The organism is Vibrio sp. Vb2880 (assembly GCF_033337975.1).
In the GTDB taxonomy this organism is placed as follows: domain Bacteria; phylum Pseudomonadota; class Gammaproteobacteria; order Enterobacterales; family Vibrionaceae; genus Vibrio; species Vibrio alginolyticus.
Map to the genome: position 1 here is coordinate 169,276 of NZ_JAWORT010000008.1, position 15,509 is coordinate 184,784.

Consider the following 15,509-nt stretch of genomic DNA (forward strand, 5'->3'; position numbering starts at 1 on the left):
ACACAAATGAAATACGGCTATTTCGATAACGAGAATCGCGAATACGTCATCACTCGCCCTGACGTACCAGCACCATGGACCAACTACCTAGGTACTGAGAAGTTCTGTACGGTTATCTCGCACAACGCGGGTGGCTACTCGTTCTACAACTCTCCAGAATACAACCGTGTTACTAAATTCCGTCCAAATGCGACATTCGATCGCCCAGGACACTACGTTTACTTGCGTGATGATGAGACAGGTGATTACTGGTCAATCTCTTGGCAACCAGTTGCGAAGAGCCTAGACGAAGCAAACTACGAAGTTCGTCACGGCTTGTCTTACTCTAAGTTCAAATGTGAATACAGCGGTATTACCGCAACAAAAACTCTGTTCGTGCCAAAAGGCGAAGACGCTGAAATCTGGGATGTAGTGATTAAAAACACCTCTGACAAACCACGTACGATCAGTGCATTCTCATTTGTTGAGTTCTCATTCAGCCACATTCAATCTGATAACCAAAACCATCAGATGTCTCTGTACTCGGCAGGTACGGCTTACAACGAAGGCGTGATAGAGTACGACCTGTACTACAACACCAACGATTTCGAAGGCTTCTACTACCTAGCTTCAACATTTGACCCAGATTCATACGACGGCCAACGTGACAGCTTCCTAGGCCTATACCGTGACGAAGCAAACCCGTTAGCGGTAGAACAAGGTAAGTGTTTCAATACAGCGCAAACTTGTTACAACCACTGTGGCTCTTTGCATAAGCAATTTACTATTCAGCCGGGTGAAGAAGTTCGCTTTGCTTACATTCTCGGTATCGGTAAAGGCAACGGAGAGCGTCTGCGTGCTAAGTACCAAGACCTTGCAGAAGTCGACAACGCATTTGCGGGTATCAAAGCACACTGGGATGAGCGTTGTGGCAAGTTCCAAGTGAAATCACCAAACGAAGGTCTAGATACCATGATCAACGCTTGGACGTTATACCAAGCGGAAACGTGTGTGGTGTGGTCTCGCTTTGCTTCATTCATCGAGGTGGGAGGCCGTACTGGTCTTGGTTACCGCGATACAGCGCAAGATGCAATCTCAGTTCCTCACGCTAACCCAGCAATGACGCGCAAACGTATCGTTGACCTACTGCGCGGCCAAGTAAAAGCGGGCTACGGTCTACACCTATTTGATCCAGATTGGTTCGATCCAGAAAAAGCTGACGTTAAACCATCGAAATCCCCAACCGTGGTTCCAACACCGTCTGATGAAGACAAGATTCACGGCATCGAAGACACCTGTTCTGATGACCACCTATGGCTAGTTCCAACCATCTGTAAGTACGTGATGGAAACCGGTGAGCACAGCTTCTTTGACGAAGTGATCCCTTACGCCGACGGTGGCGATGCAACGGTTTATGACCACATGAAAGCCGCACTAGACTTCTCGGCTGAATACGTAGGTCAAACCGGTATCTGTAAAGGTCTGCGTGCAGACTGGAACGACTGTCTGAACCTAGGTGGTGGCGAATCTTCAATGGTGTCGTTCCTACATTTCTGGGCACTGCAGGAGTTCATCGACCTAGCGAAATACCTAGGTAAGGAAGCCGACGTTGAAAAATACACGGTGATGGCAGCAAACGTTCGTGAAGCGTGTGAAACCCACCTTTGGGATGACGAAGGCGGTTGGTACATCCGTGGTCTGACGAAGAATGGCGACAAGATCGGTACTGCGCAACAAGCGGAAGGCCGAGTACACCTAGAGTCAAACACACTTGCGGTACTTTCTGGTGCGGTATCTCAAGAGCGCGGCGAAAAAGCGATGGACGCTGTCGATGAGAACCTATTCTCTGAATACGGCCTTCACCTAAACTCACCATCTTTTGCAACACCGAATGATGATATCGGCTTCGTAACTCGTGTTTACCAAGGCGTAAAAGAGAACGGGGCGATCTTCTCGCATCCAAACCCATGGGCTTGGGTAGCTGAAGCGAAACTGGGTCGTGGTGATCGTGCAATGAAGTTCTACGATGCACTAAACCCATACAACCAGAACGACATCATCGAAAAACGTATCGCAGAACCGTACTCCTATGTGCAGTTCATCATGGGTCGTGACCACCAAGACCACGGTCGTGCAAACCACCCATGGTTAACAGGTACATCTGGCTGGGCTTACTTCGCTGTTACCAACTTTATCCTTGGTGTGCGTACAGGCTTCGATGGCCTAACTATCGATCCATGTATCCCAACGAACTGGCCTGGTTTCGAAGTGACTCGTCAATGGCTAGGTGCAACGTACAACATCAAAGTCGTTAACCCAGACTCAGTAAGCAAAGGCGTTAAGTCGATTACTGTGAACGGTGAAGCGGTGAATGGTGCCTCTGTACCAGTTCAAGCGGAAGGTTCAGTAAACGAAGTTATCGTTACTCTAGGTTAATCATCTTTTGGGGGAGAGCTTTTCCCCTTTTGATTTATCCGATGCACTTGAGTTTGAGAAGTGCATCGGTTCGCTAGCAAAGATTTAAGACGCGGTGGGATGCCGCTCTTATCGAGGATCGAATCATGATCAAATTTGGTACAGGCGGTTGGCGTGCATTTATTGGTGAGGAGTTCACCAAAGATAACGTACGCTTGGTTGCCCAAGCAGTTGCAAACATCACGAATAACGAATCGGTTGCTGATCGCGGTTTTGTGATTGGCTATGACCGTCGTTTTCTTTCCGATAAAGCAGGTCGTTGGTTCGCTGAAGTTCTAGCAGCAAACGGCATTATGGTTAGCTTTATCGACAAATTTGTCCCAACACCTATCGTAATGTTTAAAGCGAAAGAAATGGGCTGCGCATACTCGGCATGTATTACCGCATCACACAACCCTGCCGATTACAACGGCATTAAAGTCTTCATTGAAGGTGGTCGTGACGCAGATGAAATCATCACCCAAAAAATCGAATCACAAATAGACGCGCTCACTGCGCAAGATGTAAAAAGCGTCGACTTTGAACAAGCGGTTGAAGATAAGCTGATTGAAATCATCAATCCGATGAACGAATTCGTTGACTCAATCATCGACTTTATCGACATCGGAGCGATCAAGAAGGCGAATTTACGTGTTTTGATCGACCCAATGTTTGGTGTCGCGAAAAACGCACTGCAAACCGTATTAATCAACGGCCGCTGTGACGTTGATGTGATTAACGATGGCAAAAACCCAGACTTCGGTGGGTTAATGCCTTCGCCAAGCGCTGCAACACTCTACCGTTTGATGCACCTAGTGAAAGAGCAAGGTTACGATATTGGCATCGGTACTGATGGCGATGCGGACCGTCTTGGTATTATCGACGAAAAAGGTAACTTCATTCATCCAAATGAAGTGCTACTGCTGCTTTACTACTACCTACTTGAATACAAAGGCTGGAAAGGCTCCGTGGTACGTAACATCGCAACCACCCACCTTCTCGATAAAGTCGCCGAAGATCATGGCGAGAAATGCTTTGAGGTTCCTGTAGGCTTTAAGCACATCAGCTCCCAAATGGAAGCGGATGACTCACTGATTGGCGGGGAAAGCTCTGGTGGCCTAACCATTCGCGGCCACATCAAAGGTAAAGACGGCGTATTCGCATCAAGCCTATTGGTAGAAATGATTTCAGTAACCGGCAAGAAGCTGTCTGAGTTGCTGGATGAAATCTACGGCAAGTACGGCTATGCCTACATGGCAGAAGGCGATTGCAAGTTCAAACCAGCGCAAAAAGACGTACTGTTCAACAAGATTTATGTTGAAAAGCAGTTGCCTGAGTTCGAGTTTGAAATCGAAAAAGTCAGCTATGAAGATGGTGCGAAAGTCTACTTCAAGAACGGCGGTTGGATCATCGCTCGCTTCTCTGGCACTGAGCCACTGCTACGAATTTTTGCAGAGATGCAAGATAAGGACACTGCGGAACGTGTTCTTCAACAGTTTAAAGACTTCTTGTCTTTATAACTGAACCTTGTGCCCGCTTCGAGCACTATGATGAGAGTCAACGCTGTCTGAAAAGGCGCTCATCAACAGGAGAAGAGCACTTGCCCGGCTCCACAGCCGGGCTTTTTTATTGTATGTTGGAAAGTCGTAAACGAGATAGCAAAGATACTCAGGAGCGTTAAGCAAATGCCAGGACGCCTTGCGTTTCAATTTTCACCGCGACGGACTCACCTATATTTAATGCTTGCGAAGCTGTAGCTAACAAACGGTCACCATTCGCGTTAATCACATAACGGCAGTGATCACCCATAAAATGCTGTTCCAATACGGTTACCGAACTATCTTCATCGGATTGAATTTGTACATGCTGCGGTCTTAGCAGTAAAGAGCACTCCGCCTGTACTGGAATATCTTGTTGAGCCGTGGCTTCAACCACGCCCAAGTGGGTTTCATATTCTGAATTCGAAACTCGTTTAGCAGCAAGGTAACTGCCACCACCTAAGAAATCAGCGACAAATTTACTTGAAGGTTGGTAGTAAAGCTCAGATGCTGTGCCATATTGCTCGATGACTCCATTGTTCATCACTGCCATTTTATCGGCGAAAGCAAAAGCCTCTTCACGGCTATGCGTAACAAAAATGGCAGTCACACCTTGGGCCTTAAAAATCTTACGGATCTCACTTATCAACTCATGGCGAACTTGCGTATCAATATTAGAAAACGGTTCATCCAGTAACAGTAAGTCTGGGCTGTAAGCTAATGAGCGAGCAATCGCAACACGCTGCTGCTGTCCACCAGACAATTGATGAGGATAACGATCGCCATAACCTTGAAGATGCACGAGTTCTAACATCTCTTGAACTTTGGCATTTTTCTCTTTTGTCGAGCACTGCTTTAAGCCAAAGGCAATGTTTTGCTCCACCGTCAAGTGAGGAAAAAGTGCGTAATCTTGGAAAATCATCCCTATATTACGCTGTTCTGGCGGCAACCAGTTTTCCCCATCATCAATTGTGACGCAATTTAGACTCATTTCGCCTGACGTTAACGGCAATAATCCCGCAACGGCCTTTAATAGTGTTGTTTTCCCACAGCCACTAGCTCCTAGCAAACAGACAATCTGCCCTTGTTCTACCTCAAGAGACAATGATTCGAGTACGGTTTGATCATCATATTGGCACGTTAGGTTTTTAATTGATAATGCACAGCTCATCAGTGATTTTGCTCCAGTGAACGGTTAACAACAACAAGCGGGATCAACCCAACAAGAACCAACAGGACCGCTGGTAAAGCGGCCAATTCTAAATGCTCATCCGAGGCGAAGTTATAAACGTATGTGGCTAGTGTTTCAAAGTTAAACGGACGAAGTAACAAAGCTGCATTGAGCTCTTTCATTGACTCGATAAACACTAATAAAGCCGCAATCAGTGCACCGCGCTTAACCAGCGGAAAGTGCACGCGCCACAGCATGGCATTGGGCTTACAACCCATAGTGCGCGATGCCATATCTAACGACGGAGAAATTTTATTTAAATTACTTTCGATACTACCAATCGCTACCGCGGAAAAGCGCACAACCATGGCAAATACTAGTGCGAACATGGAACCAGAAAAGATAAGTCCCGGCCTTCCCCACTCCATGGCTTTAGCAACGTCGTTGACACGATGATCCATAAACAGCACAGCGACCATCACACCGATGGCTAGTACCGTTCCTGGTACTGCATAGCCCATAGAAGAAAGACGCATAAATGCCAAGCTTTCTCGTTTACCATTGACTCGATGGGTAAAGTTAACGATCAGTGCGACAGCAACACCAATAATCGCAGCAATAACAGACACAACTAAGCTATTCCATGCGTATTCACGAAACTCTGAGGTCCAACTCTGTGCAAAATAAGTGATCGCATAATCAATCAGCTGTAGTAGCGGCAAAATAAACGCGACCGAAACCAAGCCCCAGCACCAAACTAGTGCGGTCCACTTTTTCCAGCCCGTCAACTCGTAACGAAAATCTTCGTGACTGTTAAATTGGCTTTGAAAAAGCTTTTGTTTACGTCGGCTGTATCGTTCGGCACTAAGAAGCAGTACTACAATGACGAGCATCATGGCAGAAATCTTGGCTGCCGCATTAAGATTAGAGTACCCCAACCAAGTATCGTAGACCGCTGTGGTTAACGTATTCACCGCGAAGTAACTTACCGTACCAAAGTCACCAATGGTCTCCATTGCGACCAATGATAAACCCACTGCGATAGAGGGTCTTACTAACGGCATCGAGATGCGCCAAAAACTTTCCCATGGAGAGCACTTGAGCAAACGCGCGCTTTGCAATAAAGAGACATTTTGCTCCATAAACGCAGCCCGGCACAATAAATACACGTAAGGATACAACACCAAAGCCAACACAAAGGTCGCACCAGGCAACGTACGAATGTCAGGGAACCAATACTCGCCAGGTCCCCATCCGGTTACATCACGCAAAAAGATCTGAATCGGGCCTGCAAAATCAAACCAATCAGTAAAAATATAACCAATGATATAACCTGGCATTGCAAGAGGTAGTACCAATGCCCACTGCAACCATTTTTCGGTCGGCAGTTTACACATGGCCATTATCCAAGCGCTTGGAATACCAAGAATTAAGGACAGCACCATTACGCCAACAGTTAGCGCAACCGTGTTAAAAATATAAGTCGGCATGACCGTTGCCATTAAATGAGCAAACAAATCATCCGTTTCACCAATCGCGGTGTAGAAGATCGCTAAGATCGGCAAAACCAGTAGCAGAGTTATTACCCCACTACTGGTTTTCCATAAAGAGTGTTTATCTTTCATCGCCTAATTACTGCAAGGCTGTATGAAATACAAATGCTGTTGCAAATACATCTCATATCCTTTAATCAAATGGGGGTACTGTTATACCCCCACAAGGAATTAAAGGTCAAATTTCACTTCGTCTAATAGCTTAATTGCCGCTTCGTGGTTGGCTGCAATATCGTCTAGAGAAAGCTTGTCTGCTTTAAAGTCACCCCAAGATTCCACAAGCTCAGAACGCTTCACGCCTTCTTTAACTGGGTACTCATAGTTAACTTCTGCGTACATTTGCTGCGCTTTGTCACCCGTTAGGAATTCCATTAGCTTCACAGCATTGTCTTTGTTTGGAGAGTACTTCGCCATCGCCATACCAGAGATATTCACGTGAGTGCCTGTAGTCTCTTGGTTAGGGAAGTTGATGTAAACTGCATCAGCCCAAGCCTTTTGCTCTTTGTCGTTAACCATTTTACCTAGGTAGTAGCTGTTACCCAGAGAAACATCACATAGGCCTTCTTTGATCGCTTTAACTTGTGCACGGTCGTTGCCTTGTGGTTTGCGAGCAAGGTTTGCTTTCACGCCTTCCAACCACTCTTTGGTTTCTGCTTCGCCATTGTGAGCAATCATTGCTGAAACTAGAGAAACGTTGTACGGGTGCTTACCGCTACGAGTACAAATTTTACCTTTGAACTCTGGCTTAGCTAAGTCTGCGTAGTTGAAATCTGCGCCTAGTTTACCTACGCGATCACGTGATGAATAAACGCTACGAGAACGTAGAGTTAGAGCAAACCACTCATTCTCTTTATCTTGGTATTGAGCAGGTACGTTTTCTTCAATGATTTTGCTATCGACTTTCTGAACTAAACCTTTGTTTGTCAGTTCAGCTAGACGGCTGATGTCTGTCGTAAGAATAACGTCAGCAGGGCTGTACTCACCTTCTTGAGCTAGCTTTTCTGCTAAGCCTTTTTTAGCAAATTTTACGTTTACTTTGATGCCAGTTTCTTTAGTGAACTCATTGAACATAGGTTCAACTAGGAAAGGTTGACGGTAAGAGTAGACGTTCACTTCTTCAGCAGCCATTGCTGTTGGAGCTAGAGTAGCGCAAGTTAGTGCTGAAAGAGTTAGCAGTTTTTTCATTGTTTAATCCTTTACCATGCTAATGATAACGTTTATCAGTTGCGTTATTATATGTATGTTCAATAAGAAGACAATGACGAATATTAAAAAACCTGCTCATCGGAGCAGGTTTTATTGTGTTAAGTGTGTAACCATTTATTACAAGCTAATGATTATTTCACCGTAACAAACTCTGGGTAAGCACCAACACCACAATCATGCATGTCCATACCTTCCATTTCTTCATCTTCTGTAACGCGAATCCCAACGGTTGCTTTCAAGATTGCCCACACAACTAGGCTGGCACCAAATACCCAAGCAAAGATAACTACGGCACCTAAAAGCTGTGCACCAAACGTTGCATCACCGTTGCTCAGTGGCACTACCATTAGGCCGAAGAAACCACACACACCGTGAACTGAGATAGCACCTACTGGATCGTCAATTTTAAGTTTATCTAGAGCAATGATACTGAATACTACTAGTGCACCCGACACCGCACCAATCGCAACCGCGTACAGTGGTGATGGCGATAGAGGGTCTGCAGTGATGGCAACCAAGCCAGCTAGCGCGCCATTGAGAATCATCGTTAAATCGGCTTTACCCCAAGTAGTTTTACAAACGAATAGCGCCGCAATTGCACCGGCAGCCGCTGCTGCGTTAGTGTTTAGAAAGATCTGACCTACCGCTGTAGCATTCTCAAAATCTGAAACCATCAACTGAGAACCACCGTTAAATCCAAACCAGCCAAACCAAAGGATAAAAGTACCCAACGTTGCCAAAGGCATGTTAGAACCTGGAATCGGATAAATTTCACCATTTTTACCGTACTTACCCTTACGCGCGCCAAGCAGTAACACACCAGCAAGAGCGGCAGAAGCACCTGCCATATGTACGATACCAGAACCCGCAAAGTCACTAAATCCAGCTTCTGCTAGGAAGCCTCCACCCCATGTCCAGTAACCTTCCATTGGATAGATAAACGCAGTTAAAATCGCAGAGAAAATCAAGAAAGACCAAAGCTTCATGCGCTCAGCTACCGCACCAGAAACGACAGACATGGCAGTTGCAACGAAGACAACTTGGAAGAAGAAGTCAGACTCTAAAGAGTGGTCGGCCCCTTCACCTTGAGTACCAATTAACGTACCAAATGAAGGTAACCAGCCTCCTTCTCCATTATCGACATACATGATGTTATAACCGACAATCAGAAACATCGTACATGCGATGGCGTACAAACAGATGTTCTTCGTAAGAATTTCTGTTGTGTTTTTAGAGCGCACAAGGCCAGCCTCTAGCATCGCAAAGCCTGCTGCCATCCACATTACCAACGCACCGGAAATGAGGAAGAAAAAGGTGTCAAGTGCGTAACGTAACTCGGTTACTGTTGTTGCTAATTCCATAATAAGTATCTCCAATCCTTTGAATTCTTAAAGTGCTTCTGCGTCCATTTCGCCAGTTCGGATACGCACCGCTTGGTTCAGATCGTAAACAAAAATTTTACCGTCGCCGATTTTTCCGGTTTGCGCAGCTTTTGTAATTGCTTCAACAACGCGATCTACATTGTCTGCGTGAGTCGCGATTTCAATTTTCACCTTTGGTAGAAAATCGACTTGATACTCTGCACCGCGGTACAATTCCGTGTGACCTTTTTGACGACCGAACCCTTTAACTTCTGATACTGTCATCCCTTCGATACCGACATCAGCCAATGCTTCTCGTACATCGTCTAATTTAAACGGCTTAATAATGGCATTGATTATTTTCATTGAGTTATCTCCGAAGCTTTCATCCTGAAACACTTCTTATAATCCAATCTACGTGCCAAGTTTTTAAGTTATTGAATAATAAAAGCTAACCTCAATTTACATATCTATAAACAAAAAGAGCGCACCATATCGGTGCGCCCTTTTCACAAATTTAAAGCTACGGCAGAGAAGTTACCCAAAACTGTGCATTAAATGTTCAAAAAGTCTTTCCACTGTTCGATAAGTGCCATGAAATCCTCTATCCCACAACTTGCTGTACTTTCTGCATTGTAGAAGTCGAACTCACTTTCCATCTCGACATCATATTCATGGGCTAATGCGTTTTCTTGTACAAGAACTTCGTCGCCCTGAATCATCAAGCTAATTTCCGTGCCTGTTAGGTTATGCTCCTGAGAAGGCGCTAAAAATGACCGCTCAATTAGCTTTTCAACTTGTGCAATCTTCATCGGATCTTTGCCAATTTCTTCTTGCAACCAGCGCCCTACAATCTCATGTCCCATGCTACATTTTACGTAGTACTCGCCCATCAACGTGTTACGAATGAATTCAAATTCCACCGAGATTGCCTATTTCGTATCAATTTGGTGCGAGTATAGCGAATTGCTCCCATAAAAAAAGCACCTCATGTGAGGTGCTTTTGAATTGTGCATTTCTGATTATGCTGGTTCTTGGAAGATCACTTCGTCCGCTTTCTTGGTGTATTGATCCATTTTATGGAAGTTCAAGTAGCGGTACGTATCCGTTGCCGTAGCGTCGATTTGCTTCGCGTATTCTAGGTATTCTTCTTTGGTTGGAATCTTACCTAGGATTGCACCTACTGCAGCTAGCTCAGCTGACGATAGGTAAACATTCGCACCAGTACCCAGACGGTTCGGGAAGTTACGCGTTGAAGTCGACATTACTGTTGATTTATCTGCAACACGCGCTTGGTTACCCATACAAAGTGAACACCCTGGCGTTTCAATACGCACCCCTGCACGTCCGAAGATACCGTAGTAGCCTTCTTCAATCAGCTGGTCTTTATCCATCTTCGTTGGTGGCGCTACCCAAAGGCGCGTCGCTAACTGGCCATTGAACTTATCAAGCAATTTACCTGCTGCGCGGAAGTGACCGATGTTCGTCATACAAGAACCGATGAACACTTCATCAATCGCTGTGCCTTGTACTTCAGACAACAAACGAGCGTCATCTGGGTCATTCGGTGCACATAGTACTGGCTCATTGATTTCAGCCATATCGATTTCAATCACATGTGCGTATTCAGCGTCTTTATCTGCTTGCATCAACTCAGGGTTTGCTAGCCACTCTTGCATTGCAGTAATGCGGCGCTCGATAGTACGGCGATCACCGTAGCCTTCAGAGATCATCCACTTCAGCATCACGATGTTAGAGTTTAAGTACTCTTCGATCGACTCTTGAGACAATTTCACAGTACAACCTGCCGCCGAACGCTCTGCAGATGCATCAGAAAGCTCAAATGCTTGCTCAACCGTTAGCGTTTCTAAGCCTTCAATCTCAAGGATACGGCCAGAAAATTCGTTGATCTTGCCCGCTTTTTCTACCGTTAGTAGACCTTGCTGAATCGCGTAGTAAGGGATGGCATGAACAAGATCACGCAGTGTGATACCCGGTTGCATTTCACCTTTAAAACGAACCAAGATTGACTCTGGCATGTCTAGCGGCATAACGCCTGTCGCAGCTGCAAAGGCAACCAAGCCCGAGCCAGCTGGGAATGAAATACCCAGAGGGAAACGAGTATGTGAGTCACCACCCGTACCGACAGTATCCGGCAGCAGCATACGGTTTAGCCATGAGTGGATAATACCGTCACCAGGACGAAGAGATACACCACCGCGGTTCATAATAAAGTCCGGAAGTGTATGGTGAGTGTTAACGTCTACTGGTTTTGGATAAGCCGATGTGTGACAGAAAGACTGCATGACAAGATCAGCAGAGAAGCCGAGACACGCCAAGTCTTTAAGTTCATCACGAGTCATAGGGCCAGTAGTATCTTGCGAACCTACTGTCGTCATTTTCGGCTCACAGTAGGTACCAGGGCGAATGCCTTCTACGCCACACGCTTTACCAACCATTTTCTGTGCAAGCGTGTAACCCTTGCCAGAATCTGCGATTTCACCAGGTTTACGGAATACATCCGAAGGCTCAAGACCTAGCGATTGACGCGCTTTGTCTGTCAAACCACGACCGATGATCAATGGGATACGACCACCAGCACGAACTTCATCAATCAGTACTTCTGTTTTTAGCGAGAACTCAGCTAGAACCTCACCAGTTTCGTGGTTGCAAACTTTACCTTCATATGGGTAAACATCGATAACATCGCCCATGTTGAGCTTAGTTACGTCAACTTCAATTGGTAGTGCGCCAGCATCCTCCATTGTGTTAAAGAAGATAGGGGCAATTTTGCCACCAAGCACATACCCACCAGCTCGTTTGTTTGGAACGTAAGGGATATCATCACCCATAAACCAAAGCACTGAGTTGGTTGCAGATTTACGTGAAGAGCCAGTACCAACAACATCACCAACGTAAACCAATTGATGGCCTTTGTCTTTTAACTCTTCAATTTGCTTGATCGGGCCAATAGTACCCGGTTGATCAGGGTTTATTCCTTCACGCTCGTTTTTAAGCATCGCCAGTGCGTGTACTGGGATATCAGGGCGAGACCAAGCGTCAGGTGCAGGTGAAAGGTCATCCGTGTTCGTTTCACCTGTTACTTTAAATACGGTTAGAGTGACTTTTTCTTCAAGCTTAGGCTTAGAAAGGAACCACTCAGCATCAGCCCATGATTGAAGTACTTTCTGTGCATGCGCATTGCCTGCTTTCGCTTTCTCTTCTACGTCATAGAAAGCATCAAACATCAGCAGCGTATGAGACAGCGCTTTTACTGCGATCTCTGCCAGTGCTTCATCACCCAATAGCTCAACTAGCGGTTCGATGTTGTAACCACCTTGCATAGTGCCTAGCAGTTCAGCCGCTTTTTCACGACTCACTAATGGTGATTTAACTTCACCTTTTGCTACTGCTGTTAGGAAACCCGCTTTTACATAAGCAGCTTCATCAACACCTGGAGGGATACGGTTTTCAAGTAGGTCAAGAATGACTTTTTCTTCACCTTGCGGGGGATTTTTCAGAAGTTCTACAAGTCCAGCAACTTGTTCTGCGTCTAGCGGTTTAGGAACAACTCCTTCAGCAGCACGCTCTTCGACGTGTTTACGGTAGGCTTCAAGCACGACTTTTTCCTCTCATTGCGGTTCCTCCTCTATTATTACTATTGTTAAAGTAAAGGAGTGAACATCCTTGGAAACTTGGCTCTCCATTGCCCTTGTTTTCATTCAATTATGATTGAGAAACAGCGCCGTAGAGGCCAAACTGTGGGCAAAATAATAGCAAATTTAACCTTAAATTAAAATCTTATCATTTTGACCAACATAGCAACTTACGACTAAAGTTCTGCTAATTTTGACCAAATATGCCAAGTTTTTGCTTTCTCATACCCGATTAATTAAACGATGTTCCTACGATCAAATACACAGCATCCAAATCTTGCTCGGTACGACCGTATGCCAACATTATTGGTCCTATTGGTGAGTCAACACCAAAGAAGATGGAGCCAGCATTGTAAAGCGGCGCTTCGTTTAGTTTCAGATCATTATCAGACCAAACGCCGCCATATTCGACCGATGCGCCCAGGTAGACTGGAGCTTCAAACAATCCGAAATCATTATCAAACCACTTATATCGGTACACCAAACTGCTGAAAAATAAGTTCTGTCCGATCAGGCTATTTCTTGGGATTCCCGATAGGCTTAAGAAGCCGCCCAATTCTCTGGGATCAAGCGGTAAAGATGAGTTTTTACTCTCTACAAAACTATATTCAGCATGTCCGACTAAAGTATGACGCTGATGACTCACTGCACCTTTAAATCGTGCAGAGATTTCATACACGGTATCTTCAATAATTTTGTCAGTTTCTAAAAGGCTAACGCCCTGAGGACTTTGATCATGAGACACTAAATATTCGAGATCGACTAAAAGCCCGCGAGTCGGAAATGCGAAATCATCAAGTGTATCTAGGCGATAGTTCGCAAACAGGCCACGACGTTCAAAATCCAATTTACCAGCAGAAGCCAAAGTAGAAAGCTCAATATCTCCGGTAGAGTAGCGAGCGCCAAATCGAAGTTCTTGCCACAATGTGGGTTGGATACCTATCGCTAACTCTGTTGTAAAATCATCGTAAGTGACCGGAAAAAAGTCATTTACTGACTCTAAATCTGGTGCTTGAGGCTCTGTTAAAGGTAAGTTTCGGCTCTCACTACCATAGGAAATTCGCCCCGATACAAAAAGTTCTTGGCTAGATAAAACAGGGGAATACAACTCAGCTTCAATCAGCTTATCCGTGCCCATTTCTACGTTGAACGCCAACTCCGCGCCATGAGAGTTTAAATTGGTAAAGTTGGTCGATATTCCTATGCCGTACTGGCTATCTGTATCGAAGTCATCTTCCAGAAAAAATCGGAAGTTGAGATAATTAGGCCCCCACGACTTCTCGTTAACATCAAAAACCAACAATGTCTCACCATCCACCTCTTCAAAGTGATAAGTGATGAGCTCGAACCGATCTAACGCGTAGAGGTTTTCAACGGCTTTCTCAATTTCGGCCGTTGAAATACGACGTCCGGTTTCTAATTCAATACGATTCGTCAACAGCACATCGCTGTAGTGCGTGTTATTAACAATCACTATGTCATCAACCACACGCTGATCGCCATAAATCAAAGTTTTACGAACTTCTTGTTTGCGATCGATGTATTTTTGATAGTCCGCATTGGACAAGCGCAACCCTTTCAGCTTGTCTTTTAACTGCTTGGTAATATCGTACCCAGCTTGAAAAGCCCAAGGCATTTTGTCGAACTCGACAGTTTCCATGGTGCCCACATTGGGACGAATATAAATATCTTGAGGTTCAAGCTCGTCCACTTGCTGTTGTGTACTACGACGAACGAGATAGTTAGAGAGTTGGTCCGCGACAGTAAACAGCCCCGTAAATTCATCTTCGGTTTTGTAATCGGTGCTAATATCGACGGCAATAACGACATCAGCCCCCATGGCGCGAGCCACATCGACAGGCATGTTATTGACGACGCCGCCATCAACAAGCATATGGCCATTGAGCTTATAGGGAGGAAGCGCTCCTGGTACAGACATGCTGGCCATCATGGCGTCCACAAGGTAACCATTGCCCAGTACGACTTCTTCTAGGGCAAGAATATCAGTCGCAACAGAACGATAAGGAATGGCAAGATCATCAAAAGAATCGAATCGCCCTAAGTTCCCTGTAGTCTCACGCAATACTCGCAACATGTTCTGGCCTTGCACCACACCCGTTGGTGCTCGTACCTCACCGAACCTTAAGCCGAGGTCGGTATTAATTTGATATCGGTCTTCATACTCTTTGTCACGAACTCGACGTTGGCTACGGTCAACACGATCTCGATAACCGCTGCCCCAATCGACGGTGTAGATAAAACTCTCAATTTCATCAGCACTCATCCCCGTGGCATAGAGCCCACCCACATAGGCGCCCATACTGGTACCGGTCACAATATCGACAGGGATCTGCATTTCTTCCAATGCTTTTAAAACCCCAATGTGTGCCGCCCCCTTCGCTCCGCCACCAGCGAGCACAACCGCCACCTTTGGTCGAGGTTCCAAGTCATCCGTTTTTGTTAGAGAGTTTGCGAGGGAAACAGAAGGAGTGATCATCAAAAAGGTACTAACCCAAAGCGCAAAGTTGCGAACCGATGGGCTTGATAACAGCTTTTTGAACATTCACTTCTTCCTTTATTGAATATCTGAT

General features: G+C 45.5%; 10 protein-coding genes. 2 read left to right on the forward strand and 8 right to left on the reverse strand.

Features of this window, described 5'->3' with window-relative positions; genetic code table 11:
- The first annotated feature begins 6 nt into the window (after positions 1 to 6).
- Together R7M92_RS11520 and R7M92_RS11525 are read left to right on the forward strand one after the other, a co-directional pair.
- The gene (locus R7M92_RS11520) at positions 7 to 2,415 is read left to right on the forward strand and encodes a GH36-type glycosyl hydrolase domain-containing protein (RefSeq protein ID WP_039984526.1); all 2,409 of its coding nucleotides are present in this window, start codon (positions 7 to 9) and stop codon (positions 2,413 to 2,415) included.
- Positions 2,416 to 2,540: 125 nt separating this feature from the next.
- Positions 2,541 to 3,953 carry a phosphoglucomutase/phosphomannomutase family protein gene (locus tag R7M92_RS11525; RefSeq protein WP_005380053.1) on the forward strand — a complete coding sequence of 471 codons (1,413 nt, stop codon included), beginning with the start codon at positions 2,541 to 2,543 and terminating at the stop codon, positions 3,951 to 3,953.
- Between the two features lie 157 nt (positions 3,954 to 4,110).
- Here R7M92_RS11525 and R7M92_RS11530 read toward each other — a convergent pair whose 3' ends face one another.
- From R7M92_RS11530 to R7M92_RS11565, 8 genes are all read right to left on the reverse strand, one after another.
- On the reverse strand, positions 4,111 to 5,142 hold the full coding sequence (locus tag R7M92_RS11530) for an ABC transporter ATP-binding protein (protein WP_005380055.1): 1,032 nt from the start codon (positions 5,140 to 5,142) through the stop codon (positions 4,111 to 4,113).
- Positions 5,142 to 6,767 carry an ABC transporter permease gene (locus tag R7M92_RS11535; protein WP_005386564.1) on the reverse strand — a complete coding sequence of 542 codons (1,626 nt, stop codon included), beginning with the start codon at positions 6,765 to 6,767 and terminating at the stop codon, positions 5,142 to 5,144. The genes R7M92_RS11530 and R7M92_RS11535 overlap by 1 nt, the downstream gene beginning before the upstream one ends.
- 99 nt (positions 6,768 to 6,866) lie before the next feature.
- A complete protein-coding gene (locus tag R7M92_RS11540) occupies positions 6,867 to 7,880 on the reverse strand; it encodes a Fe(3+) ABC transporter substrate-binding protein (protein ID WP_005386566.1) in 1,014 nt (337 codons plus the stop codon).
- A gap of 152 nt (positions 7,881 to 8,032) precedes the next feature.
- A complete protein-coding gene (locus tag R7M92_RS11545; protein ID WP_047102648.1) occupies positions 8,033 to 9,262 on the reverse strand; it encodes an ammonium transporter in 1,230 nt (409 codons plus the stop codon).
- A 27-nt stretch (positions 9,263 to 9,289) separates the two neighbouring features.
- On the reverse strand, positions 9,290 to 9,628 hold the full coding sequence (locus R7M92_RS11550) for a P-II family nitrogen regulator (protein ID WP_005386570.1): 339 nt from the start codon (positions 9,626 to 9,628) through the stop codon (positions 9,290 to 9,292).
- Positions 9,629 to 9,816: 188 nt separating this feature from the next.
- Positions 9,817 to 10,185: a YacL family protein gene (locus R7M92_RS11555; RefSeq protein WP_054579081.1), complete on the reverse strand. Its 369-nt coding sequence runs from the start codon at positions 10,183 to 10,185 to the stop codon at positions 9,817 to 9,819.
- A gap of 99 nt (positions 10,186 to 10,284) precedes the next feature.
- Entirely contained in the window at positions 10,285 to 12,882 is a 2,598-nt protein-coding gene (gene acnB / locus R7M92_RS11560; protein WP_318133396.1) for a bifunctional aconitate hydratase 2/2-methylisocitrate dehydratase, read from the reverse strand.
- Positions 12,883 to 13,150: 268 nt separating this feature from the next.
- The gene (locus R7M92_RS11565; protein WP_005380018.1) at positions 13,151 to 15,481 is read right to left on the reverse strand and encodes a patatin-like phospholipase family protein; all 2,331 of its coding nucleotides are present in this window, start codon (positions 15,479 to 15,481) and stop codon (positions 13,151 to 13,153) included.
- Positions 15,482 to 15,509: the final 28 nt, after the last annotated feature.

Bases quoted from the DNA above. Each gene is read 5' to 3' on its own strand.
- R7M92_RS11535 (WP_005386564.1), bottom strand. From the start codon at position 6,767: ATGAAAGATAAACACTCTTTATGGAAAACCAGTAGTGGGGTAATAACT.
- R7M92_RS11540 (WP_005386566.1), bottom strand. From the start codon at position 7,880: ATGAAAAAACTGCTAACTCTTTCAGCACTAACTTGCGCTACTCTAGCT.
- R7M92_RS11545 (WP_047102648.1), bottom strand. From the start codon at position 9,262: ATGGAATTAGCAACAACAGTAACCGAGTTACGTTACGCACTTGACACC.
- R7M92_RS11550 (WP_005386570.1), bottom strand. From the start codon at position 9,628: ATGAAAATAATCAATGCCATTATTAAGCCGTTTAAATTAGACGATGTA.
- R7M92_RS11565 (WP_005380018.1), bottom strand. From the start codon at position 15,481: ATGTTCAAAAAGCTGTTATCAAGCCCATCGGTTCGCAACTTTGCGCTT.
- R7M92_RS11520 (WP_039984526.1), top strand. From the start codon at position 7: ATGAAATACGGCTATTTCGATAACGAGAATCGCGAATACGTCATCACT.
- R7M92_RS11525 (WP_005380053.1), top strand. From the start codon at position 2,541: ATGATCAAATTTGGTACAGGCGGTTGGCGTGCATTTATTGGTGAGGAG.
- R7M92_RS11530 (WP_005380055.1), bottom strand. From the start codon at position 5,142: ATGAGCTGTGCATTATCAATTAAAAACCTAACGTGCCAATATGATGAT.